This is a genomic window from Pectobacterium carotovorum (assembly GCF_900129615.1).
Taxonomy (GTDB): domain Bacteria; phylum Pseudomonadota; class Gammaproteobacteria; order Enterobacterales; family Enterobacteriaceae; genus Pectobacterium; species Pectobacterium carotovorum.
Genome location: NZ_FQWI01000001.1, coordinates 600,674 through 626,481, shown reverse-complemented (window position 1 = coordinate 626,481; position 25,808 = coordinate 600,674). Strand labels below are relative to the sequence as shown.

Annotated in this window: 22 protein-coding genes; 10 read left to right on the top strand and 12 right to left on the bottom strand. The window is 52.8% G+C overall.

The features are described 5' to 3' along the window. The first annotated feature begins 138 nt into the window (after positions 1–138). The 5 genes from BUB06_RS02755 to narI all read left to right on the top strand — a co-directional run bounded on the left by BUB06_RS02755 (position 139) and on the right by narI (position 8,971). A complete protein-coding gene (locus tag BUB06_RS02755; RefSeq protein ID WP_039471976.1) occupies positions 139–1,527 on the top strand; it encodes a NarK family nitrate/nitrite MFS transporter in 1,389 nt (462 codons plus the stop codon). Between the two features lie 716 nt (positions 1,528–2,243). Further along, positions 2,244–6,005, top strand: a complete 3,762-nt coding sequence (locus BUB06_RS02750; RefSeq protein WP_039471801.1) for a nitrate reductase subunit alpha — start codon at positions 2,244–2,246, stop codon at positions 6,003–6,005. Further along, on the top strand, positions 6,005–7,570 hold the full coding sequence (narH, locus tag BUB06_RS02745; protein WP_039471803.1) for a nitrate reductase subunit beta: 1,566 nt from the start codon (positions 6,005–6,007) through the stop codon (positions 7,568–7,570). Before BUB06_RS02750 ends, narH begins: the two co-directional genes overlap by 1 nt. Beyond that, on the top strand, positions 7,563–8,282 hold the full coding sequence (gene narJ, locus BUB06_RS02740) for a nitrate reductase molybdenum cofactor assembly chaperone (protein WP_039471805.1): 720 nt from the start codon (positions 7,563–7,565) through the stop codon (positions 8,280–8,282). The genes narH and narJ overlap by 8 nt, the downstream gene beginning before the upstream one ends. After that, complete coding sequence (narI, locus tag BUB06_RS02735; RefSeq protein ID WP_010276906.1) at positions 8,282–8,971, top strand: respiratory nitrate reductase subunit gamma; 690 nt, start codon at positions 8,282–8,284, stop codon at positions 8,969–8,971. Before narJ ends, narI begins: the two co-directional genes overlap by 1 nt. Before the next feature lie 268 nt (positions 8,972–9,239). On the opposite strand, the gene BUB06_RS02730 is transcribed toward narI, so the two are convergent. Further along, a complete protein-coding gene (locus BUB06_RS02730) occupies positions 9,240–10,112 on the bottom strand; it encodes an EamA family transporter (protein ID WP_039471807.1) in 873 nt (290 codons plus the stop codon). Between the two features lie 62 nt (positions 10,113–10,174). Between BUB06_RS02730 and BUB06_RS02725 the strand changes: the two genes are divergently transcribed. Further along, positions 10,175–10,720: a MarR family winged helix-turn-helix transcriptional regulator gene (locus BUB06_RS02725; RefSeq protein WP_039471808.1), complete on the top strand. Its 546-nt coding sequence runs from the start codon at positions 10,175–10,177 to the stop codon at positions 10,718–10,720. 97 nt (positions 10,721–10,817) lie between these two features. Continuing rightward, positions 10,818–11,285 carry an OsmC family protein gene (locus BUB06_RS02720; RefSeq protein ID WP_010300828.1) on the top strand — a complete coding sequence of 156 codons (468 nt, stop codon included), beginning with the start codon at positions 10,818–10,820 and terminating at the stop codon, positions 11,283–11,285. A gap of 103 nt (positions 11,286–11,388) precedes the next feature. Here the strand turns inward: BUB06_RS02720 and BUB06_RS02715 are convergent, their stop codons facing one another. From BUB06_RS02715 to BUB06_RS02705, 3 genes are read right to left on the bottom strand one after another with little or no spacing between them, the layout of a single operon-like run. Then, positions 11,389–12,531, bottom strand: coding sequence for a DSD1 family PLP-dependent enzyme (locus BUB06_RS02715; protein ID WP_039471810.1), 1,143 nt, complete (start codon positions 12,529–12,531; stop codon positions 11,389–11,391). Next, positions 12,528–13,469 (bottom strand): ornithine cyclodeaminase family protein, encoded by a 942-nt coding sequence (locus BUB06_RS02710; protein WP_039471812.1) that lies wholly within the window; start codon positions 13,467–13,469, stop codon positions 12,528–12,530. The genes BUB06_RS02715 and BUB06_RS02710 overlap by 4 nt, the downstream gene beginning before the upstream one ends. 10 nt (positions 13,470–13,479) lie before the next feature. Next, the gene (locus tag BUB06_RS02705) at positions 13,480–14,454 is read right to left on the bottom strand and encodes a threo-3-hydroxy-L-aspartate ammonia-lyase (protein ID WP_039471814.1); all 975 of its coding nucleotides are present in this window, start codon (positions 14,452–14,454) and stop codon (positions 13,480–13,482) included. Positions 14,455–14,761: 307 nt separating this feature from the next. On the opposite strand from BUB06_RS02705, the gene BUB06_RS02700 reads away from it, so the two are divergent. From BUB06_RS02700 to BUB06_RS02690, 3 genes are all read left to right on the top strand, one after another. Then, positions 14,762–15,385 (top strand): helix-turn-helix transcriptional regulator, encoded by a 624-nt coding sequence (locus BUB06_RS02700; RefSeq protein WP_039471816.1) that lies wholly within the window; start codon positions 14,762–14,764, stop codon positions 15,383–15,385. 170 nt (positions 15,386–15,555) lie between these two features. Continuing rightward, positions 15,556–16,638 (top strand): GTP pyrophosphokinase, encoded by a 1,083-nt coding sequence (locus tag BUB06_RS02695; protein ID WP_051982093.1) that lies wholly within the window; start codon positions 15,556–15,558, stop codon positions 16,636–16,638. Between the two features lie 308 nt (positions 16,639–16,946). Beyond that, positions 16,947–17,195, top strand: a complete 249-nt coding sequence (locus BUB06_RS02690) for a GlsB/YeaQ/YmgE family stress response membrane protein (RefSeq protein WP_010300843.1) — start codon at positions 16,947–16,949, stop codon at positions 17,193–17,195. Positions 17,196–17,242: 47 nt separating this feature from the next. Here the strand turns inward: BUB06_RS02690 and BUB06_RS02685 are convergent, their stop codons facing one another. From BUB06_RS02685 to pdxR, 8 genes are all read right to left on the bottom strand, one after another. Continuing rightward, complete coding sequence (locus tag BUB06_RS02685) at positions 17,243–17,791, bottom strand: AAA family ATPase (RefSeq protein ID WP_039471818.1); 549 nt, start codon at positions 17,789–17,791, stop codon at positions 17,243–17,245. Next, entirely contained in the window at positions 17,788–18,441 is a 654-nt protein-coding gene (locus tag BUB06_RS02680; protein ID WP_039471820.1) for a 2OG-Fe(II) oxygenase, read from the bottom strand. Before BUB06_RS02680 ends, BUB06_RS02685 begins: the two co-directional genes overlap by 4 nt. A 54-nt stretch (positions 18,442–18,495) precedes the next feature. Next, positions 18,496–19,740, bottom strand: a complete 1,245-nt coding sequence (locus BUB06_RS02675; RefSeq protein ID WP_039471822.1) for an aminotransferase family protein — start codon at positions 19,738–19,740, stop codon at positions 18,496–18,498. Continuing rightward, positions 19,724–20,773: a sulfotransferase family protein gene (locus BUB06_RS02670; protein WP_080726770.1), complete on the bottom strand. Its 1,050-nt coding sequence runs from the start codon at positions 20,771–20,773 to the stop codon at positions 19,724–19,726. The genes BUB06_RS02675 and BUB06_RS02670 overlap by 17 nt, the downstream gene beginning before the upstream one ends. 13 nt (positions 20,774–20,786) lie before the next feature. Further along, positions 20,787–21,602: a TauD/TfdA family dioxygenase gene (locus BUB06_RS02665; RefSeq protein ID WP_039471823.1), complete on the bottom strand. Its 816-nt coding sequence runs from the start codon at positions 21,600–21,602 to the stop codon at positions 20,787–20,789. A 165-nt stretch (positions 21,603–21,767) separates the two neighbouring features. Further along, positions 21,768–22,547 carry an SDR family oxidoreductase gene (locus tag BUB06_RS02660; protein WP_039471825.1) on the bottom strand — a complete coding sequence of 260 codons (780 nt, stop codon included), beginning with the start codon at positions 22,545–22,547 and terminating at the stop codon, positions 21,768–21,770. A 367-nt stretch (positions 22,548–22,914) separates the two neighbouring features. Then, positions 22,915–24,009, bottom strand: coding sequence for an ABC transporter ATP-binding protein (locus tag BUB06_RS02655; RefSeq protein WP_010276935.1), 1,095 nt, complete (start codon positions 24,007–24,009; stop codon positions 22,915–22,917). A 192-nt stretch (positions 24,010–24,201) separates the two neighbouring features. Beyond that, entirely contained in the window at positions 24,202–25,695 is a 1,494-nt protein-coding gene (gene pdxR, locus BUB06_RS02650) for a MocR-like pyridoxine biosynthesis transcription factor PdxR (RefSeq protein WP_039471827.1), read from the bottom strand. Positions 25,696–25,808 lie beyond the last annotated feature (113 nt).

Here is a 25,808-nt window from a genome sequence, read left to right as displayed (position 1 = left end):
TATTACTCATTAAGGAGTGTGGTTATTTTTACTCGGTTTTTTTACCTGACAGCGCGTTGATTTGCATCAACTTTACCTGCGGTGTAATCCCTAATGTTGCGCCTTAATTCTACCGCGTTTTTATTTATCGAGGTTTTTATGACGCAGCCTTCATCACCCGAAAAAGTATCGCAAAGCACGCTGATAAGGGAATGGAATCCTGAAGATACAAAATTCTGGCAATCTGGTGGACAACGGATAGCACAGCGTAACCTTTGGATCTCCGTACCGTGCCTGCTGTTGTCGTTTTGTGTCTGGATGATTTTCAGCACCGTGGCCGTTAACCTAAACAAGGTCGGATTTAGTTTTACCACAGACCAGCTATTTTTGCTTACCGCGCTGCCTTCCGTTTCCGGCGCGCTGTTACGCGTTCCTTACTCCTTCGTGATCCCCATGGTTGGCGGTCGCCGTTGGACGACGTTAAGTACCATCATTCTGGTTATCCCGTGTATCTGGCTTGGCTTTGCCGTACAGAATCCGCAAACGCCGTACAGCGTCTTCGTGACGATTTCTCTGCTGTGTGGTTTCGCGGGGGCGAATTTCGCGTCCAGCATGGCGAACATCAGCTTCTTCTTCCCTAAATCACGTCAGGGTAGCGCGTTAGGCATCAACGGCGGACTGGGTAACCTCGGCGTGAGCGTGATGCAACTGCTGGTGCCAGTGGTGATTTTCCTGCCGATTCTGGGTTTTTCCGGCAATGGCGTTGTTCAGCCTGACGGCAACCAGATCTGGCTGCATCATGCCGCCTGGATGTGGGTACCATTTTTGGTTATTGCTGCAACCGCTGCCTGGTTTGGTATGAACGATCTGTCGACTGCCAATGCGTCGATACGCAAGCAGTTGCCCGTTTTGAAGCAAATGCACCTGTGGGTACTTAGCTTTCTGTATTTGTCCACCTTTGGCTCATTTATCGGTTTTTCGGCTGGTTTTGGTATGCTGGCCAGAACGCAGTTTCCCGATATCGTAATTCTGTACTACGCGTTCTTTGGGCCACTGCTGGGGGCGCTGGCGCGTCCGGTTGGCGGAATGTTGTCTGACCGCTTTGGTGGGGTGAAGGTGACGTTGATTAACTTCATCCTGATGGTGATTTTCTCCGTGTTGTTATTCCAGTCTCTGCCTGGTGCGAACTCTGCCGGTTCATTCGGCATGTTCTTTGGTATTTTCATGATGTTGTTCCTGACGGCCGGCCTGGGTAGTGGCTCCACATTCCAGATGATCGCCGTAATTTTCCGTAAATTAACGGCAGATCGCGTGAAAACACAGGGTGGAAGTGATGCGGATGCGCAGCGTGCGGCAGCCACGGATACCGCAGCGGCGCTGGGCTTTATCTCAGCCATTGGTGCTATCGGCGGCTTCTTCATTCCTCAGGCTTTTGGGATGTCGCTTGAGTTAACGGGTTCACCCACCGGTGCGATGAAGGTATTTGTGGTGTGCTACGTCGTGTGCGTATTGGTGACCTGGCTGTTCTATGCCAGAAAGCAACGCTAAGCGTTGAGTTGACTTGCTTCATTCCTCCCAACTGCCTCCTAGCTACATTTTTATGCCGGCTAAGAGGCGGTTTCGTGCGCTATTAACACTGTTATTTTCATGCTACTCCGTAGCGTGCGCCCGACAAAGAGCGCTCAATTGCCGCGCTCCTTGACCTCTGGCTTGTTGGCGCTAATTGTGTCGCTACGCGATACCTTCGGCGTTCGTGACTGCTATTCGGGCCACCCGTGACGCGTTCCCGACGCGGCACGGATTTTCGCCGCTTCCATGCGGCTCACCCGGCAGTCACGCTCACCTCAGCACAATTCTTACGCCGGAAAAAATAAGGACAGAACATTCTGTGATCTTGGGGCTTATCCCCATACTAAAACGTCCATATGTCATCTCTCTTGTTCGAGCAATTTTTCGTCGCCTCCCGACTACTACCTCTAAATAGTCGTGTGTATGAATTCAGTATAAGCACAAAACGAATGGTTTTATTTTTATCTTTTAAAATCAATTAATTATGTGATTTTTTCATAATAATTCTTTGGTGGTAGTTGGCGGTGTACTCCGTTTTTCACAGGGTGACACTCTTGATCGTTATCAAGTTTGACCACGCGGTTGCTGGATACCCTAGCGCCAACTTGAGCGATGTGTCGTAAGCAAAAACAGATGTCTGCTACGAGCATTTCATAACGACAGGGGCCAGCAGGCTTCGCAGCAGGAGAGTCCGGATGAGCAAATTCCTTGACCGGTTACGTTACTTCAAACAACTGGCCGAACCGTTTTCTGATGGTCATGGCCAGACCCTCAATACCAATCGTGACTGGGAAGACGGCTATCGCAGTCGCTGGCAGCATGACAAAATCGTACGTTCTACCCACGGGGTAAACTGTACCGGTTCATGCAGCTGGAAGATTTATGTGAAAAACGGTCTGGTGACGTGGGAAACGCAGCAGACTGACTACCCGCGTACCCGCCCGGACCTGCCTAACCATGAACCTCGCGGCTGCCCGCGCGGAGCCAGCTACTCCTGGTATCTTTACAGCGCTAACCGCCTGAAATACCCGATGATGCGTAAGCGCCTGATGAAGCTGTGGCGTGAAGCAAAGTTGACGCACAGCGATCCGGTTGATGCCTGGGCGTCCATCGTCAATGACCCCGAAAAAACCAAATACTACAAACAAATTCGTGGCCGTGGTGGTTTCGTTCGTTCTGACTGGAACGAAGTTAACGAGCTGATCGCTGCCTCTAACGTTTACACCGCCAAAACCTATGGCCCAGACCGCGTGATCGGTTTCTCACCGATTCCTGCGATGTCGATGGTGTCCTACGCGGCCGGTGCGCGTTACCTTTCTCTGCTCGGCGGCGTGTGCCTGAGCTTCTATGACTGGTACTGTGACTTGCCACCGGCGTCACCCATGACCTGGGGTGAGCAGACTGACGTACCGGAGTCGGCAGACTGGTATAACTCCTCTTACATCATTGCCTGGGGCTCTAACGTTCCGCAAACCCGTACGCCAGATGCCCACTTCTTTACGGAAGTTCGCTATAAAGGCACCAAAACCGTTGCGGTCACGCCGGACTACGCTGAAATCGCCAAGCTGTGTGACCACTGGCTGAACCCGAAACAAGGTACCGACAGCGCGATGGCGCTGGCAATGGGCCACGTTATTCTGAAAGAGTTCCACCTCGACAAACCGAGCCAGTATTTCAGCGAGTACGTTCGTCAATACACGGACTTACCGATGCTGGTGCTGCTGGAGCCGCGTGAAGATGGCTACTACGCGGCAGGTCGTATGCTGCGTGCTTCCGATCTGGTGGATAACCTTGGCCAAGACAACAACCCGCAGTGGAAAACCATCGCGATTGACGATGAAAGCGGCAACCTGACTGCACCGCAAGGGTCGATCGGCTACCGTTGGGGCGATCAGGGCAAATGGAACCTGGAACAACGCGACGGCGTGAGCGGCGAAGAAGTGAAGCTGCGCTTGAGCCTGCTGGGGTCGCACGACGATGTGGTTGATGTCGGCTTCCCGTATTTTGGCGGCGCGGTCAGCGAACATTTCAACAACGTTGCGCTAGAAGAAATCCTGCTGCACAAACTGCCGGTTAAGCGTCTGACGCTGGCTGACGGTAGCGAAGCGCTGGTTGCCTGCGTGTATGATCTGACGATGGCGAACTACGGCCTGGATCGTGGTCTGGACGACGACAACTGCGCGCGCGATTACGACGATGTGAAAGCGTACAGCCCAGCCTGGGCTGAGAAAATTACTGGCGTTTCTCGTCAGAACATCATCCGCATTGCGCGTGAATTTGCGGATAACGCCGATAAAACGCACGGTCGTTCGATGATCATCGTCGGTGCCGGTATCAACCACTGGTACCACATGGACATGAACTACCGCGGCATTATCAACATGCTGATTTTCTGCGGCTGTGTTGGTCAGAGCGGTGGTGGTTGGGCGCACTACGTCGGACAAGAAAAACTGCGTCCGCAAACCGGTTGGACGCCGTTAGCGTTTGGTCTGGACTGGCAGCGTCCTCCTCGTCACATGAACAGTACGTCGTTCTTCTATAACCATTCCAGCCAGTGGCGTTATGAAACCGTCGCGCCGCAGGAACTGCTGTCACCGCTGGCGGATAAATCCCGCTTTACTGGCAGCATGATTGACTTCAACGTGCGTGCCGAACGTATGGGCTGGCTGCCATCTGCACCGCAGTTGAACGTTAACCCGCTGGATATCGCAGAAAAAGCGCGTGCTGCCGGTGTTACGCCGCAGGAATATACCGTTGCCGCGTTGAAATCAGGCGAAATCAAATTTGCCGCTGAACAGCCGGATAGCCCGCAAAACTACCCGCGCAACTTGTTCATCTGGCGTTCTAACCTGCTGGGTTCCTCCGGTAAAGGCCACGAATACATGCTGAAGTACCTGCTGGGTACGGAGCACGGTATTCAAGGGCAAGATCTGGGCACGGCGGGCAGCGTGAAGCCGGAAGAAGTGGAATGGCGCGATCAAGGCGTCGAAGGCAAACTGGATCTGGTGGTGACGCTTGATTTCCGTATGTCCAGCACCTGCCTGTATTCCGACATCGTCCTGCCAACGGCAACCTGGTACGAAAAAGACGACATGAATACTTCGGATATGCATCCGTTTATTCACCCGTTGTCTGCGGCTGTCGATCCGGCGTGGGATTCCAAAAGCGACTGGGAAATCTACAAAGGCATCGCGAAAACCTTCTCCCGCGTCTGTCAGGGACACCTTGGTCAGGAAACCGATCTGGTTACCTTGCCAATTCAACACGATTCCCCGGCAGAAATGGCGCAGCCGTTCGGCGTGGATGACTGGAAAAAAGGCGAATGCGATCTGATTCCGGGCAAAACTGCACCACACCTGATGATGGTGGAGCGCGATTACCCGAACCTGTACGAACGTTTCACCTCGCTTGGTCCGTTGATGGACAAGCTGGGCAACGGCGGTAAAGGCATCGGTTGGAACACACAGACCGAAGTCGATTTCCTGAAAAAACTGAACTACACCAAGGCTGACGGTGCGGCGGCAGGTCGTCCGAAGATTGAAACGGCGATCGATGCGGCAGAAGTGATTCTGTCTCTGGCCCCGGAAACCAACGGGCAGGTGGCCGTGAAGGCGTGGGAAGCGCTGAGCAAATTCACCGGTCGTGACCACACGCATCTGGCACTGAATAAAGAAGACGAGAAAATTCGCTTCCGCGATATTCAGGCGCAGCCGCGCAAGATCATCTCCAGCCCGACCTGGTCTGGTTTGGAAGACGAACACGTTTCCTATAACGCCTGTTATACCAACGTTCATGAGCTGATTCCGTGGCGTACGCTGTCTGGCCGCCAACAGCTGTATCAAGACCATGAGTGGATGCGTGCCTTCGGTGAAAGCCTGTTGGTATACCGTCCGCCGGTTGATACCCGTGCGGCTGAGCCGGTGATGAATAAGAAACCTAACGGCAACCCGGAAAAACCGCTGAACTTCCTGACGCCACACCAGAAATGGGGCATTCACTCCACGTACAGCGACAACCTGTTGATGCTGACGCTGGGTCGCGGCGGCCCGATTATCTGGCTGAGCGAAGACGATGCCAGTGATTTGGGTATTGCGGATAACGACTGGGTAGAAGCGTTCAACGCCAACGGTGCGCTGACGGCGCGTGCGGTTGTCAGCCAGCGTGTGCCAGCGGGAATGACCATGATGTACCACGCGCAGGAACGCATTATTAACCTGCCGGGATCGGAAATTACCCAGCAGCGCGGCGGTATTCACAACTCGGTAACCCGCATCACGCCGAAACCGACCCATATGATCGGCGGCTATGCCCAATTGGCTTATGGCTTTAACTACTACGGCACCGTCGGGTCAAACCGCGATGAGTTCGTCGTGGTTCGTAAAATGAAACGCATCGACTGGCTGGATGATGAAGGCCAGGACTATGTACAGAAAGCGGTACAGCAGGAGAAAGCCTGATGAAAATTCGTTCACAAGTGGGCATGGTGCTGAATCTGGACAAATGCATCGGCTGTCACACCTGCTCCGTTAGCTGTAAAAACGTCTGGACCAGCCGTGAAGGGATGGAATACGCCTGGTTCAACAACGTCGAAACCAAACCGGGCGTGGGTTATCCCCATGCCTGGGAAGATCAGGAAAAATGGAAGGGCGGCTGGATCCGTAAAATCAGCGGCAAGCTCGAACCGCGTATGGGTAACCGTATCAGCGTGTTGTCCAAAATCTTCGCTAACCCAGATGTACCGGAAATCGACGACTACTATGAGCCGTTCGACTACGACTACCAGAATCTGCGTAAAGCGCCGGAAGGTAAGCACCAGCCTGTCGCCCGTCCGCGCTCGCTGATTACCGGTCAGCGGATGAAGAAAATCGAGAACGGCCCGAACTGGGAAGACGATCTGGGTGGTGAATTCAGCGTGCGTTCGAAGGATAAGAACTTCGACAACATGCAAAAAGAGATGTACGGCCAGTTCGAAAACACGTTCATGATGTATTTGCCGCGTCTGTGTGAGCACTGCTTGAACCCTGCGTGCGTGGCAACCTGTCCGAGCGGCGCGATCTACAAACGCGGCGAAGACGGCATCGTCCTGATCGATCAGGACAAGTGTCGCGGCTGGCGTATGTGCTTGACCGGTTGCCCGTACAAGAAGATCTACTTCAACTGGAAGAGCGGCAAATCAGAAAAATGTATTTTCTGCTACCCGCGTATCGAAAGTGGTCAACCTACGCTCTGCTCAGAAACCTGCGTCGGACGTATCCGCTATCTGGGAGTGTTGCTCTATGATGCAGACCGCATCGAGCAAGCAGCTTCTGTGGAAAACGAGAAAGATCTGTACCAGAGCCAACTGGATGTGTTCCTTGACCCGCACGACCCGAAAGTCATTGAACAAGCGCTGAAAGATGGCATTCCAAACAGCGTCATTGAAGCGGCACAACAGTCGCCGGTGTACAAAATGGCGATGGACTGGAAGCTGGCGCTGCCGCTGCACCCAGAATACCGCACGCTGCCGATGGTGTGGTACGTGCCACCGTTGTCACCGATTCAGTCTGCCGCGGATGCGGGTCAATTGGCGCACACTGGCGTATTGCCGGATGTCGAAAGCCTGCGTATCCCGGTGCAATATCTGGCGAACCTGCTGACCGCAGGGGATACCGAGCCCGTATTGCTGGCGCTGAAACGTATGCTGGCGATGCGTCACTACAAACGTGCAGAAACCGTAGAAGGCAAAATTGATACCAGCGCGCTGGAGCAGGTTGGGCTGACCGAAGCGCAGGCGCAGGAAATGTACCGCTATCTGGCGATTGCGAACTACGAAGACCGTTTCGTGATTCCATCAAGCCATCGTGAACTGGCGCGTGAAGCATTCCCAGAAAGCAAAGGCTGCGGCTTCAGCTTTGGCGATGGCTGCCACGGCAGCGATACCAAATTCAATCTGTTCAACAGCAAACGTATTGATGCCATCGATGTCAGCAGCAAAACGCGCGATATGAACAGCAAAATCATGCGGGAGACGAACCATGATTAGCCTGCGGATTATTGCCCGCCTGCTGGACTATCCCGATAGCGAGCTGTGGGAAAATCGGGCTGAGTTGATCGAAGCGGTAGAGCAGGCTGATGCTTTACCGCTGCGTGAGAGTCATCAGCTCATGCAGTTCATCAACACGCTGTGTGCGCAGGATCTGTTGGACAAACAGGCGGAGTATAGCGGCCTGTTTGACCGCGGTCGGGCGACCTCGTTGCTGCTGTTCGAACACGTTCACGGTGAGTCTCGCGATCGTGGTCAGGCGATGGTCGATCTCATGCAGCAATATCAGGATGCCGGTCTGGCGCTGGATTGCCGTGAGCTGCCGGACTACCTGCCGCTGTATCTTGAGTACCTTTCTCGTCTGGAGCCCGCGCAGAGTCGCGCGGGTTTACTCGACATCGCGCCGATTTTGGCGTTGATTGGCGCGCGTTTGCAGCAGCGTGACAGCAGCTATGCCACGCTGTTCGATCTGCTGTTGGCGTTGTCCGGTAGTGACCTGAAAAGTGACGATGTCACACATCAGGTGGCTGACGAAGCGCGTGACGACACGCCGCAGGCGCTGGATGCCGTGTGGGAAGAGGAGCAGGTTAAGTTCCTCGGCGAAGAAGGCTGCGCATCGGCCCAACAAACGCAACACCAACGCCGCTTCGCTGGCGCGGTGGTGCCGCAATATCTGAATCTTGACGCGACATCGGCGGGAGGGCAACGCTAATGAGTGCAATCACGAATTATTTTAATGTGTTCTTTTTTGACATCTATCCTTACCTGGCGATGGCGATTTTCCTGATTGGCAGTTGGCTGCGTTATGACTACGGCCAGTACAGCTGGCGCGCAGGTTCGAGCCAAATGCTGGATAAGAAAGGGATGCGTCTGGCGTCTAACCTGTTCCATCTGGGGATTCTGGGCGTATTTGCCGGGCACTTCCTCGGTATGTTGACGCCGCACTGGATGTACGAAGCCTTCCTGCCGATGGATGTAAAACAGAAAATGGCGATGTTCGGCGGTGGTGCGGCAGGTCTGCTGACGTTTGTCGGTGGCGTGCTGCTGTTAAAACGCCGTCTGACCAACCCACGCATTCGTGCCACGTCCAGCGTTGGCGACATTCTCATTCTGTCTCTGCTGGTGATTCAGGCGGGTTTGGGTCTTCTGACCATCCCGTTCTCTGCACAGCATATGGACGGCAGTGAAATGCTGAAATTGGTCGGTTGGGCGCAGAGCGTGGCGTTCTTCCAGGGGGGAGCATCTGAGCATCTGGCGGGTGTCGCGCTGATCTTTAAGCTGCACATCGTGTTGGGTCTGACGCTGTTCGTTCTGTTCCCGTTCTGCCGTCTGGTTCACATCTGGAGCGCACCGGTCGAGTACCTGACGCGTCGCTACCAGTTAGTACGTAACCGTCGCTAGATATGATAGAAAATAATGCTTGCTGATGAAGTACGTGAAGCGGGGATAATGGATAGATCGTAAAGACGCTGCAAGTACCTCCCTGTAAGCTCGAGCCGCGCCATCCCTGGCGCGGACGCTTTACTCTTCTATTCCATTACCCCGTTTTCGTTTTACAAATAGATCAGTCATCAATTTAAAACAGCGGCGTTATGATAACGCCGCCATTTTAATGCCTTCCTTTTCATCTTTCCCCGCCAACAACGATCGTCATCGGCAGCTCAGCCGATTACTTGCTTCGTGCTGTCGTCCATTGCACGGCGAAGACGCTGGCTAATACGATTGCCAAACCCAGAAACACCGTACCGGTCATCGACTGTGAAAGTAACACCCAACCCAGCACGACGGCCGTTAACGGACTCAATAATCCCAATGACGCAACGGCAATTGTCGGCAGACGGGTTATGCCACGAAACCACAGCCCATAAGAGATCACAGCACCAGCCAAGCAGAGATAGATATAGGCGGTGTATTGCGACAGCGTTAACGCAGGCAGAGGCGCATCGACTACCCACGCGACGGGTGCCAGCATCAATCCGCCGAGGAAGAGTTGCCAGCCGGTCAGCGGCAGTACGGGCAAATCAAGTTGCCAGCGACGTGTTAACCAGACTCCCGTCGCCATACAGACCGCGCCCAGCAGTGCGGCCGCAACGCCCACGGGCTCAAATGTCGTCTGCGGCGACAGCAGTAAAATAGCCATGCCGACCACACCGATTATCGCCGACCACAGTGTCGCCAGTCTGGGCGCGCGATGATCCACTGCCCAGACTAACACCATCACCAGCAGCGGTTGGATCGCACCAAGTACCGCCGCCAGCCCACCAGGCAAGCGATAAGCCGCGACAAACAGCAGTGCCTGAAAAACGCCGATATTCAAAGCGCTGAGCACGAGCACGCGCCACCAGTCTCGCCGGGCGGGGAAGCGGCGAGTGAATAAGAGCAGCAGTAGACCCGCAGGCAGCACGCGGATAAGCGCCGCCGTAAAGGGGCGATCCGGTGGCAGAATTTCTGATGTCACGATGTAGGTAGATCCCCAAATCGCGGGAGCCAGCGCCGTGAGTATGACGTCACGCCAATAGTGTGGTGAGGATGTAGTGTTCATGACTTTACCTTCAATTCAAGATATCATGATAGTGTTGATTAATTACCTTGAAGTCAAGATAAATGAAAAATCAAACCAGCGAACGCGAATATGATGCGGTAGATGCCATCCTTGAACAGTGGCGGCGCGAGCGGCCCGATCTGGATGCCAGCCCCATGGGGCCGATTGGACGCCTCAGACGATGTGCCGCGTTCATCGAACTGCGGCTGGAAGCCTGTTTCTCCAGATTTGAACTGAGCAGTTGGGAGTTTGATATGCTGGCTACGCTGCGGCGTGCAGGTGCGCCGCATTGCCTTAGCCCGACGGAGCTGTTCTCCGCGCTGATGGTGACGTCAGGCACCATGACTCACCGACTCAAACGCCTTGAAACCCGCGGCTTTATTGAACGCGTACAGAACGAACAGGATGCGCGCAGCATGCTCGTGCAACTCACCGGCACGGGGCTTGAACTGATTAACCGCGCCGTTGAAGCACACATTGAGAATGAGCGTCAGGTGTTATCGGTGCTGCCTGCCGAGGTTCTGGCTTCTCTTGATGCTAACCTTGCTGCGCTATTGCGAGGGCTGGAGAGTCACTCTGGGCGTGCTGCGCCGAAAGAGAAGAGTTAAGTCGTCGGACAAAACCTGAATGTTTCATAACGCTGAATCTGTCACAACACTTAATTTGTCACAACACTTAATTTGTCACAACACAGGGAACTGGGTCATGTCTGAATACCGTGCTTCAATATGCTGGCAACGCGATGGGCAAGATTTTATTGATAACCGCTACAGCCGCCTGCATCAGTGGCAGTTTGACGGTGGGATTACGCTGCGTGCCTCGTCGTCACCTCATGTCGTTCCGCTGCCTTTTTCGCTGGAAGATGCGGTCGATCCCGAAGAAGCGCTGGTAGCCTCACTGTCGAGCTGCCATATGCTGTGGTTTCTTTCCATTGCGGCTAAAAAACGCTTCTGCGTGGATGACTATCAGGACCACGCGGTGGGGACGATGGGGGTGAATGCGGCGGGAAAAATGGCGATGCTGGACGTTACGCTGCGTCCGCAGGTGACATTCAGTGGTGAGAAGCAGCCTACCGCCGAGCAATATGCCAAATTGCACGAACTGGCGCACGATGCCTGCTACATCGCTCACTCGGTGAATTTCCCAGTGAACTGCGAGCCGACGTTAGGCTGAGCCGAACGGGTTGTCGACACGGAAAGATAACCACGAGTAGCACGACAATGACCGCCCGACGTGTTCAGATCGGGCGGTATGATCGATGATGTTCAGCAAATCATCACCAGCCGGTAATACGCTGCCAGGTTTCTTGTTCATGCGTGTGTGATTTCAGCACCTGATAGTGCTGATGCATTGCAGCTGTTGCACAGGCGTGGTTAGGCAATATCCGCAGTCGGGTGCCGACGGGGAAATCATCCACAGAAAGCCCACTGTCGGCGGGTAGTGCGATAATGCCGTGTTCCTGATTGGTGATTGTTACGCAGAGATCGTCGTAAGGGCGGCCGTCCAGGTCGCAAACCAGCCCGTAACCGTAATCTTTTGCCTGAGATGCGGTGCCGCGATCGCGGGAGAGCGCCATCCAACCCGCATCGATAAACACCCAGCCTTTTTCGCGATTATGCCCAATCACGGTGCTGACGACCGACAGCGCGATATCATCCAGCGAACAGACACCGACATTTTTCATCACCAGATCGAACGTGGTGAACACGCCCGCTCTGACTTCGGTAACACCGGTTAAATCCTCAGCAAAGTGCGCCGTTGGCGTGGCACCGACGCTGAGTACGGGGCAGGCAATTCCCAGTGCCCGTACACGCTGTCCGGCGGTATTGATGGCTTTGCACTCGGCACGCGCGGCGGCTCTGATCGCCTCGTCCGTGCGGCAGGCGTAGGATTCTCCCGCATGCGCCAGCAGGCCGGTAAGCGTTGCACCGTTGCCGTCGATCTGCTTTGCCAATTCAAGCAACGCGTCGCTTTCCGGCGGAATACCGCCGCGATGTCCGTCACAGTCAATCTCGATAAACACCGAAAACGTCACGCTATTGGCGAGTGCGAAATCGGTCACCGCGCGTGCCTGCTCTGCGCTATCGAGAAGAATATGAATATTCACACCTTTGTGGATGAGGTTGGCGATGCGTGGCAGCTTGTGCGGGGCGATCCCCACGGCGTAGAGCAGGTTGGTGTAACCCGCGTTGGCAAAGGCCTCTGCTTCTGCCAGCGTCGAAACTGTCGCGGGTGAAGCGGCGTCTTTGAGTAGATAGCGACCAGCTTCAATCGAGCGTAGCGTTTTGAGGTGCGGTCGAATCTGGCTGCCTAATTTTTCCGTACGCTGATAAAGCCTGTCGATATTGCGTTGAAAGCGGAACTCATCAATCAGCAAAAAGGGCGTTTCCAGCGCGTTAAGCCATTCACTCTTGTTCATTGTGCACCTTCATTTCGTTTAGCCTGTTGCCAGGCGGCAAGAATACGCTGGCCAATATATAAGTCCTGAATGGACAAGCCAGAGCTGTCAAACACGGTGATATCGTCCGGCGTTTGTCGTCCTGCTGCGTTTGCGCTAATCACATCGCCAATGGCGGTCAGCGTCACATGGGCTGGCGCATGCTGGAAGTCACCAATCATTCGGGACTGGGAAGGCAGATCGCAAAACAGGCGGCCTGTGGTAAACAGCTCGGGCGGCAATTCCTGCTTGCCGACGGCGTCCGATCCCATGCTGACAACGTGCGTTCCGGCGTTAACCCATTCGGCGTTAAACAGCGGCGCGCGTGAGGGCGTTGCGGTCACGATGATATTTGCTGCGCGACACGCGCTTTCGGCATTGCTGACTTGCGCATCCAGTCCGGCTGCCTTGAATTCTTGCGCCATCTCTGCGGATTTACTGCTATCGCGTCCGACAATTAGCACGGTACGAATGGGTCGTATTCTTGCCAGCGCGGCGCACTCATAGCGGGCCTGATGACCGGTTCCGAACACGGCCAGGACTGAGGAATCAGGTCTTGCCAGTAAATCGGCTGCAACGGCGTTGGCGGCGGCGGTACGAAAGGCGTTCACTTTTCCGGCTTCAATCGCGACAGCGATTTTGCCGATTTGCTGATCGAACAGCAGAATGAGGGAATTATGGCGAGGTAGCCCGTTAGCGGGGTTTCCCGGCCAGAACGAACCGACTTTTAGTCCCGCGAGTTCACCGGTTGCTGAAGCCTTGATGCTGAAGGTGTTGACCGGATCGGAACCTTGCCCGTGTACCACCGGAAAACTGCGTGCTTCCGGTTTGCTGGCGGCGAGCAGGGCTTCACGAACGGCGTCATAAGCCAGCTCATGGTTGATGAGTTCCGCTGATTCCGCTTCAGAAATAAAGATCATCGTTTTTTCCTTAGGCATTGCCGGTCAGAAATGCGCCGTAGCGGCTGATATCGACGTTCCCGCCGCTGATAATAATGCCGATGCGTTTACCGCGTAGCGATTCCCTGAGATTGCGTGCCGCCGCAAAGCTGAGGCACCCCGTTGGCTCAACGACGATCTTCATGCGTTCGGCGTAAAACCGCATCGCGTCAATCAGGTCGTCATCCGTCACGGTCAGGATATCGTCGACATTCTGACGAATCAGAGGGAAGGTATAGTTACCCAAATGCTGAGTCTGTGCGCCGTCGGCGATGGTTTTGGGCGTATCGATATGCACAATGTTGCCGCTGCGGAAAGATTGCTGCCCATCGTTGCCCGCGAGAGGTTCGACGCCATAAATTTTGCAGTGTGGGGATAGCTGACGGGTGGCAAGCGCACAACCTGACAGCAATCCGCCGCCGCCCAGACAGACGAACAGGGCGTCCAATTCACCCGTTTCTTCCAGCAACTCTTTCGCGGCGGTGCCTTGCCCAGCAATAACGTGCGGGTGGTCGTAAGGGGGAATGAGCGTCAGGCCATGCTTTTTCGCCAGATCGTTGCCGATCTGCTCACGATCTTCGGTATATCGGTTGTATTTCACCACGTTTCCGCCGTAACCGCGCGTGGCTGCGACCTTTGCCGCCGGGGCATCGTGTGGCATGACAATCGTTGCTGGAATGCCGAGTAATTTGGCAGCCAGCGCAATCGCCTGCGCATGGTTACCAGAAGAAAAGGTGACTACGCCAGCGGCTTTCTGCTCGTCCGAGAACTGCAACAGTGCGTTCATCGCACCGCGAAACTTGAATGCGCCCATGCGTTGCAAGTTTTCACACTTAAAGAAAAGCTCTGCACCGAATGCGTTATTGACCGTGCGCGATGTCATCACTAGCGTTTTATTGGCATAGCCATCAATACGTTCCGCTGCGGCTACCACATCGTCGTAGGTTGGGAGGCGTAAGTCGCTCATAGTTGGATAATCCGATGTTAGTGATTATGAATATCGTGGCCATTGGCCCGATGCTGTCGAATGCCTGATAAACAAAATATATAAAATTAGATAAATTGTCTAATGTGATTTATCTTTAGATTCTCAACCTACGTGAGGTGCGTCGTATGCTGCTGAAAAAAAACGGAACGAGTACGTGTCACGGAGCAAGGCGTGACCGCCGCTGACACCGCGTGTGGTACTAAATCAGGTGTACTTACAGTACACTCAGCGCCAGAAAACGCGCTTGTGCAGGCATGGGTATTGAATATGGACAGTGGAGAGGAATATGTCTGCATCTGGAGAAGGTCTGCTGCTGACGCAGTTGGATGCCATCGCAAAAGGGTTGAGTGAAACGTTCGCGCCATTCTGTGAAGTGGTTGTGCACGATCTGAAAAACCCGGACCACGCGATACTTTCCATTCACAATAACCTCTCCGGCAGGGAGGTGGGCGCGCCTGCAACGGAACTGGGCCTTGCCCGCATTGCCTCGCCCGAATTTCCTAACATTCTGGCGAACTACGCCAACCAGTTTGCCGACGGGCGTCCGGTAAAAAGCACCTCGGTCGGCATCAAAAATGCAGAAGGTGAATATGTCGCCGCGCTGTGCCTGAACGTCGATATGACGCTGTTTCGCGGCATGCAAAATGCGCTGGCGCAGTTCACCCAGCTTGCGTCGGACTCGGTGACCGAGCATCTGGAACCAAACGGCGCGGCGGCGATCAGACAACACATCGATCACTTCGCCGCCCGGCTTGCTACCACGCCACGGGCGTTAAAAGCGCAGGACAGAAAAATCCTGCTTCAGGAACTGAAAGACAACGGCCTGCTGGAAGTCAAAAAATCCATGGAAACCATTGCGCAACACCTCGGCGTATCACGGGCGTCGGTGTATTTGTATGCGAAGGATTAGGATGCTAATTGTGTGGCCCTTATACGTGGCTGGTGTACTTTATTTTTTGATTTTTCGCCGAATCTGGGGCGTATATCCTTGCTTAGGTTTGTGCCCATCTAAGTGTTGTCTTTGATCCCAAAAGAACTGAAAATCTAGCAAAGGATTAATTATCAAGTAGAGGTGATGCTATGAGTGATTTTTCTTCAGATGAAAACATTGTTGAAGATTTTTTATCCAATGAACAAAAGATAAAAGAAATGGGGGTGTCAATAAATGCATTGTTAAATACTTTGGTTAGGAAAAATAATATTGATACACACTCTATATCCCATAGAGTTAAGACTTCCATTAGCTTAGAAAATAAAATACAAAAGAAGAAAAAATATAAAAATCTGAAAGATATCACTGACATTCTTGGATTTAGAATCATAACCTTTTATTCGTCTGATATTGATGATATTGAAATTTTAATAAGAAAAGAATTTATAATAGACGAAGAAAACTCTATAGATAAGAGAAAAGCTATAGAGCCAGATAGATTCGGATATATGTCACTTCACTATATTGTTTCTTTGAAAGAAGAAAGATCATCTTTACCTGAGTATTCGGATTTTAGCGATTATAAATTCGAAATACAAATAAGAACAATATTGCAACACTGCTGGGCTGAAATAGAGCATAAATTAGGGTACAAATCTAAAAATTCTATGCCAGACGAAATAAGACGTTTATTTTCTATATTATCTGGTAACCTAGAGTTGGTCGATAAGGAATTTTTAAATATAAAAAGGAAAATATACGAATATGATGAAACAGTTAGAGGCGAAGTTATAAACAGTAGGGCGGGCGATATATTGATTAACGAAATGTCGTTGACCGCTCTCATTGATTCAGACAGCGATCTAGAATCAGAATATTGTAAATATAAAAAACTTGCTAAGGATTCAGGACTTGATGTTAATGAAATCAGCACTAATGAAATTGAATTTTTTCACATTCAAGAAGGTGTTGAAATTTTGAAACTTCTTGATTTGAAATATATTGGTGAGCTTCAGATTATAATAAAGAAGTCCGTGTCGAAGAATGCCATTAAAAATGTATTGTTACTGAATAAAAGAATACGACCAAACAGAGCATATGTGAAATACACACTTTTTATGTTTCTAGTTTACATCAATTATTACTCGGAAAAGAAAAACCTTAGCCCATTAGTGAATGTGTGGTCAAACGTTGGTGATTTTGAAAAAAACTTTTATGATATTCAGGTGTAAAATACATTCCACTTATGGATGCTCTTGTAAATAACTCGGTGTGGTTGCTATACAGTTATTGATGACCGTTCGGCGGTCATCAATAATCTAGTCACTAGCTCTGGGCTTGTATATTCCATTTTATCGATACTTGCTGGATAACTAACTCAATAACCTAACGTACTGAGAAACAGATCGGTGTAAGGCAACCAAATATGCCACACCAACCCACCACTTCCCCAATCCTAACCTATACTTGCTTAACGGCCCGCTTTGCCGATGAGTGGCGAGAGAGCGGGTGTGGTGAAACGAAAACGCGAGGAGTAGGTATGGGTATTCTGTCCTGGATTATTTTTGGCTTAATTGCGGGGATTCTGGCTAAGTGGATTATGCCCGGTAAAGACGGCGGCGGCTTTATCCTGACGGTGTTGCTCGGGATTGTCGGTGCGGTTGTGGGCGGCTATATCAGCGTTTTCTTTGGGTTCGGCCGGGTCGATGGCTTTAATTTCGGCAGTTTTGTGGTGGCGGTTGTCGGCGCGATTGTCGTGCTGTGGGTATACCGCAAGATTCGGGATTAATTTTGTATCCGTTGCCCCTGTTCAGGGGCAACGTGCTTTCTGTTACGTCAATATGAAGATGAATAAAACCAGTCGAGTAACTGTTCTGCGGCTTCGTGAGGCGCCAGCGCAGAGGTGTGCAGTGAACGATGATGAGCTGCATCGATCGTGTCGGTGTAGTCGCAATTCCTCAGAATTTCTTTGAGCTTATCTTGTGTATTCACCTTACCGAACTGATGTCGATCAGCGTTTTCTACGCGATTTAAGAGGTGCACTTCGTCGCTACAGAGTTGAACGAAAAATGGCGTCACGCCATGTTCCGCGCACAGTGTCTTTATCGCCTCAATGTACCCGTCGTCTTTGCTTCCCTCATAGCAGAAAGTCGTGATCAAATCGCGCTCATCCTCTGCAAAAAGTAACGTGATGGCATAGAGCCTTAGCTGACAGGCGAAGCGCCGGAGCGTGCTAAATGTACTATCCGGCGGGAGCACCGCCATCGCTAAATCATACGTCAGATGATTATGAAATAGCCTTGCACCCATTTTCTCTGCCAGCAGGCGACTGATAGTGAGTTTCCCCACCGCAGGCGGCCCGTAGAGAAAAATAAGCTTCTTCACTGCGCTGTACTCGTCGTGCCGGGTTCGTAATAGGTGATATTCAGCGCATTACGTGTTTTGACGGAAACGCCGGTTAGCGGCATGACCGCATGCCAGGTTTCATAAAACCCGTTGCGGATGATGACGCTGGCGTTGCCCATAATCGGGAGAACGGAATGGCAGACGTCAGCATGATTCTCTGGGTTGAGGATCTGAAAGGCACCGCCCCAGCTTTCTTCCCATTCGGCGTTAAAATAGATAATCAGGCGGAATCCGCGTTTTAGGGATGCGTCGACATGGGGAAGGTAGTGTGTATCTCGCCCGCCGCGAAAGGCCACGGCTTCCATTTTGAATTCGGAAAGGTCGGCACCGCAGAAGGCGGACAGGGCGGCAGTAAAGTCGTCAGAAACCAAGTCGTTGCACATTCCCAGCCAGGCGTCGGACAGCGTCGTGGTGTCGCTCACCTTGCCGGAGGCTAAAGGAATAAGGGTACGACGATAAAAGTAACCGCCGTTACGTTCACGATAGTTAAACCCGTCGGTCGGGAACTCGTGAGCAAGCGTCGAGGCGATAGTGCTGTTACGCCATATCTGGGTTAATTCTCCCCACTGGAAAGGGGTTTCATGCCGTTTGCCGTGGATGATGCGTTCAAGATCAAAATAGTCGGACATTTTTTCACTCCCTGTTATTAATCACACCTGACGGATAGTGGCGGTTAACGCCCATCAGAGGCTTTCCAGTGCGGTAGTCATACGTTGAATCAGTTCCTCTGTTTCGTTGGCTGAAATCGTGAAAGCGGGTGCCAGTTTTAAGTACGGACCCGCTGCGCCAACGATGACGCCATGTTGGCGTATCGCCGCCTGCGCACGGCCACACTGTTCGAGGGACTCAAACGTCATCGATAGCATCAGCCCTTTACCTTGCAGGCTGATCAGCCCCTCGGTTTGAGGGAAATGCTGTTTGGCGAGCTGGAGGATCGTTCTTCCTTTTGCCGTGACCTCATCGTAGAGGTGATGCGCATCCAGATAATCCATGACAAACAGCGCCGCGCGGCAGCCCAGCAGGTTGCCGGATTGCGTATGGCCGTGGCGGAAAAACGGCGGCATTTGCCCTTTAAAGCTGTCGGTAATCGCCTCCGTGGCAAGCACGGCGGTGATGGGAACGCCGCCACCCAGACACTTGCTGAAAATGACAATGTCAGGCTGTGCACCTTGTGAGACCGATTCACAGAACGTCCCCGCACGGCCAACGCCGCAGTAAACTTCGTCACAGATCAGCGGAATGTCGTGTTTTTTTGTTAACTGCGAAAGCTGTTGCAGGAAGCCCTCAGGTAGCTGTCGGGTGCCTTCCATTGCCATGATCGGTTCAATAATGACGGCGGCGATGGTCGCTTCCTGCTCTTCTAACAGCGTTTCCCAGCCGCGAATATCGTTGAGGTGTTCAGGTGGGGGCATCGTGATCGTATTGCTGTCGAGCAGAGACGGTAAAATGCCCTCGTTGATAAAAGGGCGCCTGGTCGCCATCATCGCACCGAGCGTACAGCCGTGGTACGCGCCGTTAATCGCCACGATTTTCGTTCTCGCTGGACGGGAACGGTTGACCTGATATTGCCAGGCCATTTTTAGTGCGCTTTCAACGCCTTCGCTGCCGCTCCCGACGATGAACGTTTTACGAAGGCCTGTACCGAGTAGCTTAGTGGCGAGTTTTTCGGCCAGTTCGCCGGGGAGTTGGGTATTTGAATAGATATTGCAGGCATGAATCAGCGTGGATAATTGTTGTTGCAGGGCGGCAATGAATTCAGGGTGGGAGTGCCCTAGGCAATGGTTATAACAGCCCGACATCCCGTCAAAGTAGCGCTGCCCGCGTTCATCATAAAGATAAACACCTTCGCCACGGTGAATAATCGGGCGCTCGTCTTTTTCAGTGAGAGCCGTATAAGGTGGCCAGTATGGGCTAGAGGTAGGATTCATATTGTGTCCCTGTCAGCGCGGTTCTGATGTCGTCAACGTTACTCACGATCGAATCAATCGTTCGGGTCTCTTTTTTTCCTGTACCGGCACAGAGCCTGGAATCGGAAATCCCCAGGAAAGACAGCACCGTGCTGGAAGCCATATCGGGCGCTGACATCACTTCTTCGTAGTCAAGGGTGAGGATGTCATGGTGCTGAAAAGCTTGATAAAACGCGGCCTGATTTTCCAGATTGCTATCGATGAACGCCGTTAGCTCATCGACCGACACTGCCATTTTTTCGTGAGAAATCGGGCGACTATCATGCTGGCCGACGTACCAGATGCGGTCGCGCAGGCTTTTCTTCAACGACACGAATTGCTGTAGCCGGCTTCTTCTTTCCAGCAGGATCAGCTTCAGATCGGGGATTGCCAGCAAGGCAGGCCAGATCGGCGCATCGCCCCAGTTGGTATCAAGATCCCGAAACAGTACGAAACCGACCGCTTCGACGTATTCAAAATAGGGTCTGAACAGGTGGCGATGTAGGATCGTTTCGATAGCGGTGTCTTTAACGGAATAGGGCAGCAAATGTTGGCCAAACCGGTTGAAGGCTTCGCCGTGCATTTCAATATTTGGGTGGGAACCTAACAGCGTGCGGAGCAGGTGGGTACCCGCTCTGGGCGTAGAGACGATGGCAAATTTCTGATAGCGGGTTTGTGCCGCCAGAACATCCGCATCCACGCTGCCGCCGACCCATTTGTATTTTTCAGCAAGGGCAATTTTTTCGCAGAACCACGCAAAATAAGGCGGCGCGTCATGTTGAAGATCCTGTAGCTGCGCCTGAACTTCGTCTCCGCGTATTCCCTGAGCGCTCCAGTTGACGCCGTTGAGACGGTATTCATGAACGAAGGCCAGCATCGCTGCCCGCGTTTTCTCGCTTATCGGTAGCTCGGTTAACTCATCCCGCATCCGGGCTTGAAGGTGCTCTTGCGGGCACGTCAGCCAGCCATCCCAGCGCGCCGCTAACGCGGATTCCGTCATTGAACGATCGGTCATGATCTCTCCTTGATTATGCGATCAGGGTGGGGGCGCGGGTGAACATGCCTCGCAGCAGGGTTCTTGGGGAGGCGGGATCGTCCGTATAGGCATGGCGTCCGTGAGAGATTTTATCGTTACGCATGATCAAGGCCTGTCCGCGATAAAGAGGGAATGTCAGGTGATAGCGGCTACCTTCAGCGGCCAACTGCGACATGTACTCGACAGCCTCGACAACGCGCGGATTGATATTGCGTGAATAGTCCCAGTCGGCGGTCACATCCAGCGTAAACCCGCCAATATATCCGCCGTCCCGATCGGGCCGAAAAACTGGACCGATATGGGCGTACTGTGTCCCGGATTGTGTCCCAGTTGAACGGCGTCTGAAAATCTGTTCTTCAAGCAGAATATTCGCTAGGTCAGGGTGCTCAGCCCGGAGCTTCTGAAACGCGGATACGCTATCAAACAGGACGGTTCCACCCCCTTGGCTTGCATGTTGTTTACAAAGGAGGATCGATGTTTTTATGCTTCCTATCGGGATATAAGAGCCATCGGTATGAAGAGAAAGGTGTGAGGTACTGTTGAAAACCATATGCGTGCCGTGTGAGAGCCCGCCAATCTGATTCACCCCGGATGTCGATACGCCCTCTTTGTGTTCCTGACGGTTAAAGGCTGACTGATAAATATCACCCAACGAATAAAGCGCTGACATTTTTTGGAAGTCGGAATCATCGTATTTCCATTCGCGGGTAACGACGGCAAAGCGATATTTTTCGATATGCGCAATGACTGCCTTCTTATCTTCACTATCAATGACTTGTGGTGACCATCCATCAAAGCAACTTTTCATCGCTATTACTCCTGTAATTAGCTCGACTGAAAACGTACATGAATTTATATCCGTCATACTTCAAGTTGCATGCCAATTGGCTGTATTACGCGCCTCCTCCATGAGCCTCGTTGATTTGGAATGATTAAAGATAGAATAATTGATAGCTAATAATATAGGCGCGGTTTATATAGCGCTCATGCCTCCGTCAATGGAAAGTATTTGACCCGTAATATATTTACTGGCATCGGAGGCAAATAGGATCGCTGCACCCTTTAAGTCTTCATCGTCCCCAATACGCCGCAGCGGTGATTTTTGCGCCAGTGCATCAACGCCAAGGCGATTTAGCAAATTCTGTGTCATGGCGGAAGGGAAGAAACCGGGGGCGAGCGCATTGACGGTGATATTAAATTCACCCCATTCACCTGCCAATGCACGGGTAAAATTCACCACGGCACCTTTGCTGGTGCTGTACGCGATGCCTTCCAGCCAGCCGGGCAGATTGCCCTGTAAGCCAGCAAGCGACGCCACGTTGATAACTTTCCCATAGCGGCGAGGGATCATGCTGCCTTTGCCGATTTTCTGCGTTAATAAAAACAGGCTGCGGATATTCAGATTCATGACGCGATCCCAGTCAGCAATCGCATGGTCTTCCGCTGGGGAACCGAATGCCGTACCGGCATTATTGACGAGAATATCTATCTGGCCCGTCTTGGCGATGGCTTCCTCTGCGAGGCGCTCAATATCGCGATCCTGCGCATTGTCGGCGGCAATCAATTCGGCACGAATACCCAATGAGGAAAGGTGTGACTGCGCGGTCTGCAATTCATCGGCGTGGCGCGCTGAGAGGATTATGTGAGCCCCTTGTGCGCCGAGTGCTTCAGCAATTTGTAGCCCTAATCCACGCGATCCTCCGGTGATTAGCGCGGTTTTTCCAGACAGATCAAAGAAGTGCGGCGTATCCATACGTATTCCCTTATATGAGATCTCTGTCCATTAGAATGTGCCCTTATTAATTCAAGTTACAGAATAAATCGTTATTATTGAATAACGTACCTGAAACTTAAAATAGGAAGGGTTAGCACGAGCAACTGTATTGAGTGTAAATAGATATCAGGAAAAAATTCCAGCGATATTCTGTCATTAATAAACAGGATGTTTTTGAGTTGTGAGTGGTCACGCATTAATTACCTAAATAAAAATTATACCCTATGGCGCTAATTATTTTCTCTGTTCCCACTATATTAATTCAGTATCTGTTGCCCTTATTCAGGGCAACGTATTTATTTTTTCTGTTCGGCTTTTCACATCTCTTGATGCTGCCAGAGCACTATTAATGCGTAATGATGCTATCCAGCGCGCGCAGGTGCTCCGGTTGCCATGACAGATTGACTTCGGTACCCGCTTTCCAGTGCGGCTGAATCTCGCTGGCGGGGAGTTTCACCATAAACTGCGGCTGACCGGCCACTTCCGTCATCATCCTGACGTGATCGCCCAGATAGATGAACTGTTGAATGCGGGCTTTGACGTGCTGCATGCCGTCATCGACGTGAGCCGCGTTGACGTGAATACGTTCGGGGCGGATGCAGAGGGTGATTTTTCGACCCGGTGAGCTGGGGCGGACTTTCAGCGCGCGCAGCGAGGTGCCATCGTCCAGCGTTGCCCGATAGAATGCGCCTTCGGCCTCGGCGCGTGTGGCGAGCAGCGTATTGTTTTCGCCGATAAACTGCGCCACAAATGCGTTTTCCGGTTTTTCGTAGATGTCGCTGGGGCTGTCCATTTGCTGAATCACGCCATCGTTAAACACCGCGACGCGGTTGGACATGGTCATCGCTTCGCTCTGGTCATGGGTGACGTACACCACGGTTAACTCCAGCGACTGATGCAGCTCTTTGATTTCCAACTGCATATGCTCGCGTAGTTGCTTATCCAACGCGCCCAAAGGTTCATCCATCAGCACCAGCTTTGGCTCGAAAACCAGTGCGCGAGCCAGCGCGACACGCTGCTGCTGGCCGCCGGACATCTGGGCGGGGTAGCGATCGGCCAGGCTGGTGAGCTTCACGCGGTCCAGTACCCGATCCACTTTCTCTTTGATATCGGCACGGTTCAGGCGACGGATGGAGAGTGGAAACGCCAGATTCTCCGCCACGGTCATGTGTGGGAACAGGGCGTAGTTCTGAAACACCATACCGATGTCGCGCTGGTGCGGTGGGAGGTGGTGCAGCGGGGCATCGCGCAGCATAATTTCCCCCTGCGTCGGGGTTTCAAACCCGGCGAGCATCATCAAACTGGTGGTTTTTCCCGAGCCGGAAGGCCCAAGCAGGGTCAGAAATTCACCTTCACGGATATCCAGATTGAGGTTTTTGACGATCAGGCGGTCGCCGTCATAGGTCTTCTGAACATTCCTGAAGCTGACATAATTTCTCATTTTTCACTCTCCGGCAGTCACTGTTATTCATAAGAATGCATAAACCATGCCGGATGCTTAACGAGCAGAAAATACCGCGCTGCAATGCGTCATAACGCCATTGTTCACCACAACGGGTGCGCCGTAATGGGGCGCATCGATGGAGGATGGCACCGTAACGGTGCGAAGGAGCACGTATAAATACGGGGGCTGTCAGGCGTCGGAATGACGTGTATGTAGCGCCTGAATACAGGCCACAATCACCGAGAAAGCCTGCGTCATTTGGCTCTCTTCCACGCTGGCGTAGCCCAGTAATAAACCACGCTGCTGTGTCGGTTGCAGGTAGTAACTGGAAAGCGGTTTGACCATCACGCCACGGCGCAAAATCGCGGCGCTCAGCACGACATCATCGATATGGGAAGGCAGGCTGAGCAGCATATGCAGCCCGGCGTTGCTGTTGTCCCCGACGTAATCTGCGCCCAGATGTTGTTCGATTAGTGACGTCAATAGCGCGCGGCGCTTGGCATACAGCAGGCGCATGCGGCGGATATGCGCAGCGTAGTGGCCTTCACGGATAAACTGCGCGAGCGTCGCCTGCGTGAGCCAGTGTCCGCCGCGATAAAGTTCGGAGTGCGCCGTCTTTAGCGACTGCGCCAGCAGCGGCGGTAGCACCATGTAGCTCACACGCAGGCCGGGGTAGAGCGTTTTGCTGAATGTACCGATGTAGATCACTGGCGATTGTGTCTGTAGCCCTTGCAGCGCGGGGATCGGGCTGCCGGAAAAGCGGAACTCGCTGTCGTAATCATCCTCCACCACCCAGCAGCCGTGTTCCTGCGCCAGTGCCAGTAGCCGCTGACGGCGTGCCAGACTCATCACCGCACCCAGCGGATATTGATGTGACGGTGTCACGCAAATCAGGCGCGGGGCGACGTCGGGTGAGAGCGTTTCTGGCGGTGCCAGCCCTTGTTCATCCACATCGACGGGAGCAATGCGCAGGCCGTTAATCGTCAGAACATTGCGAATACCCCAATAGCAGGGATCTTCAATCCACGCCAAATCGCCGGGGTTACACAGCATTTTGGCCAGCAGATCCATCGCCTGATGGGTGCCTTCGGTAATCAGAATCTGCTCCGGCGTACACTCCACAGAACGGGCGACGCGCAGGTAATCCACCAGTGCCAACTGGAGTTCGGGGCAACCGCCAATCGGCGAATAGGAGAGCTGTTCGGGGCGAACACGCTTTGTCAGGCGCGTTTGAATACGCCGCCATAAATCATGAGGAAAGCTGGCGATATCCGGGATGCCGGGCATAAAAGCCCCCCATTGCCGGACGGAAGCACCGGCATAGCCCAGTAGATGCATGCCGCGACGCGAGAGCTCATGCTTAGGCTCACGTATCTCCCCGGCGTTGTCGCTGTTCACCGGCTGCATATTGCCATCGGGTAACTGTTCCGTGACGAAGGTCCCGCTTCCTTTGCGCGCTTCAATATAGCCTTCTGCCAGTAGCTGTTCGTAAGCCGTCAGCACGGTATTGCGCGACAGCGACAGCTGCTGCGCCAGATCGCGCGACGACGGCAGACGCTCGCCAGCAGCAATCGCGCCATCAAGAATCGCTAGCCGAATGCAGTCGTACAAACGCTTGTTCAGCGCGCCGTCTTGCTGGTTCGCTAAACGCTGAAGCAATAAGTCGGTCAGAAGCGAGCGCAAAAGTGGATCCTTCAAATATTCAAAACTGGCACTGGATTATAGAACCATCTCGCGTCTAAATGACATCATCATCTTTCGACAACCTGTCATCGTTCAACTAGATCATTGTTCAA

What these genes read in the sequence shown, in the direction of transcription:
- BUB06_RS02755 (WP_039471976.1), top strand. Translation starts at nt 139, where the DNA reads ATGACGCAGCCTTCATCACCCGAAAAAGTATCGCAAAGCACGCTGATA.
- BUB06_RS02750 (WP_039471801.1), top strand. Translation starts at nt 2,244, where the DNA reads ATGAGCAAATTCCTTGACCGGTTACGTTACTTCAAACAACTGGCCGAA.
- narH (WP_039471803.1), top strand. Translation starts at nt 6,005, where the DNA reads ATGAAAATTCGTTCACAAGTGGGCATGGTGCTGAATCTGGACAAATGC.
- narJ (WP_039471805.1), top strand. Translation starts at nt 7,563, where the DNA reads ATGATTAGCCTGCGGATTATTGCCCGCCTGCTGGACTATCCCGATAGC.
- narI (WP_010276906.1), top strand. Translation starts at nt 8,282, where the DNA reads ATGAGTGCAATCACGAATTATTTTAATGTGTTCTTTTTTGACATCTAT.
- BUB06_RS02730 (WP_039471807.1), bottom strand. Translation starts at nt 10,112, where the DNA reads ATGAACACTACATCCTCACCACACTATTGGCGTGACGTCATACTCACG.
- BUB06_RS02725 (WP_039471808.1), top strand. Translation starts at nt 10,175, where the DNA reads ATGAAAAATCAAACCAGCGAACGCGAATATGATGCGGTAGATGCCATC.
- BUB06_RS02720 (WP_010300828.1), top strand. Translation starts at nt 10,818, where the DNA reads ATGTCTGAATACCGTGCTTCAATATGCTGGCAACGCGATGGGCAAGAT.
- BUB06_RS02715 (WP_039471810.1), bottom strand. Translation starts at nt 12,531, where the DNA reads ATGAACAAGAGTGAATGGCTTAACGCGCTGGAAACGCCCTTTTTGCTG.
- BUB06_RS02710 (WP_039471812.1), bottom strand. Translation starts at nt 13,469, where the DNA reads ATGATCTTTATTTCTGAAGCGGAATCAGCGGAACTCATCAACCATGAG.
- BUB06_RS02705 (WP_039471814.1), bottom strand. Translation starts at nt 14,454, where the DNA reads ATGAGCGACTTACGCCTCCCAACCTACGACGATGTGGTAGCCGCAGCG.
- BUB06_RS02700 (WP_039471816.1), top strand. Translation starts at nt 14,762, where the DNA reads ATGTCTGCATCTGGAGAAGGTCTGCTGCTGACGCAGTTGGATGCCATC.
- BUB06_RS02695 (WP_051982093.1), top strand. Translation starts at nt 15,556, where the DNA reads ATGAGTGATTTTTCTTCAGATGAAAACATTGTTGAAGATTTTTTATCC.
- BUB06_RS02690 (WP_010300843.1), top strand. Translation starts at nt 16,947, where the DNA reads ATGGGTATTCTGTCCTGGATTATTTTTGGCTTAATTGCGGGGATTCTG.
- BUB06_RS02680 (WP_039471820.1), bottom strand. Translation starts at nt 18,441, where the DNA reads ATGTCCGACTATTTTGATCTTGAACGCATCATCCACGGCAAACGGCAT.
- BUB06_RS02675 (WP_039471822.1), bottom strand. Translation starts at nt 19,740, where the DNA reads ATGAATCCTACCTCTAGCCCATACTGGCCACCTTATACGGCTCTCACT.
- BUB06_RS02670 (WP_080726770.1), bottom strand. Translation starts at nt 20,773, where the DNA reads ATGACCGATCGTTCAATGACGGAATCCGCGTTAGCGGCGCGCTGGGAT.
- BUB06_RS02665 (WP_039471823.1), bottom strand. Translation starts at nt 21,602, where the DNA reads ATGAAAAGTTGCTTTGATGGATGGTCACCACAAGTCATTGATAGTGAA.
- BUB06_RS02660 (WP_039471825.1), bottom strand. Translation starts at nt 22,547, where the DNA reads ATGGATACGCCGCACTTCTTTGATCTGTCTGGAAAAACCGCGCTAATC.
- BUB06_RS02655 (WP_010276935.1), bottom strand. Translation starts at nt 24,009, where the DNA reads ATGAGAAATTATGTCAGCTTCAGGAATGTTCAGAAGACCTATGACGGC.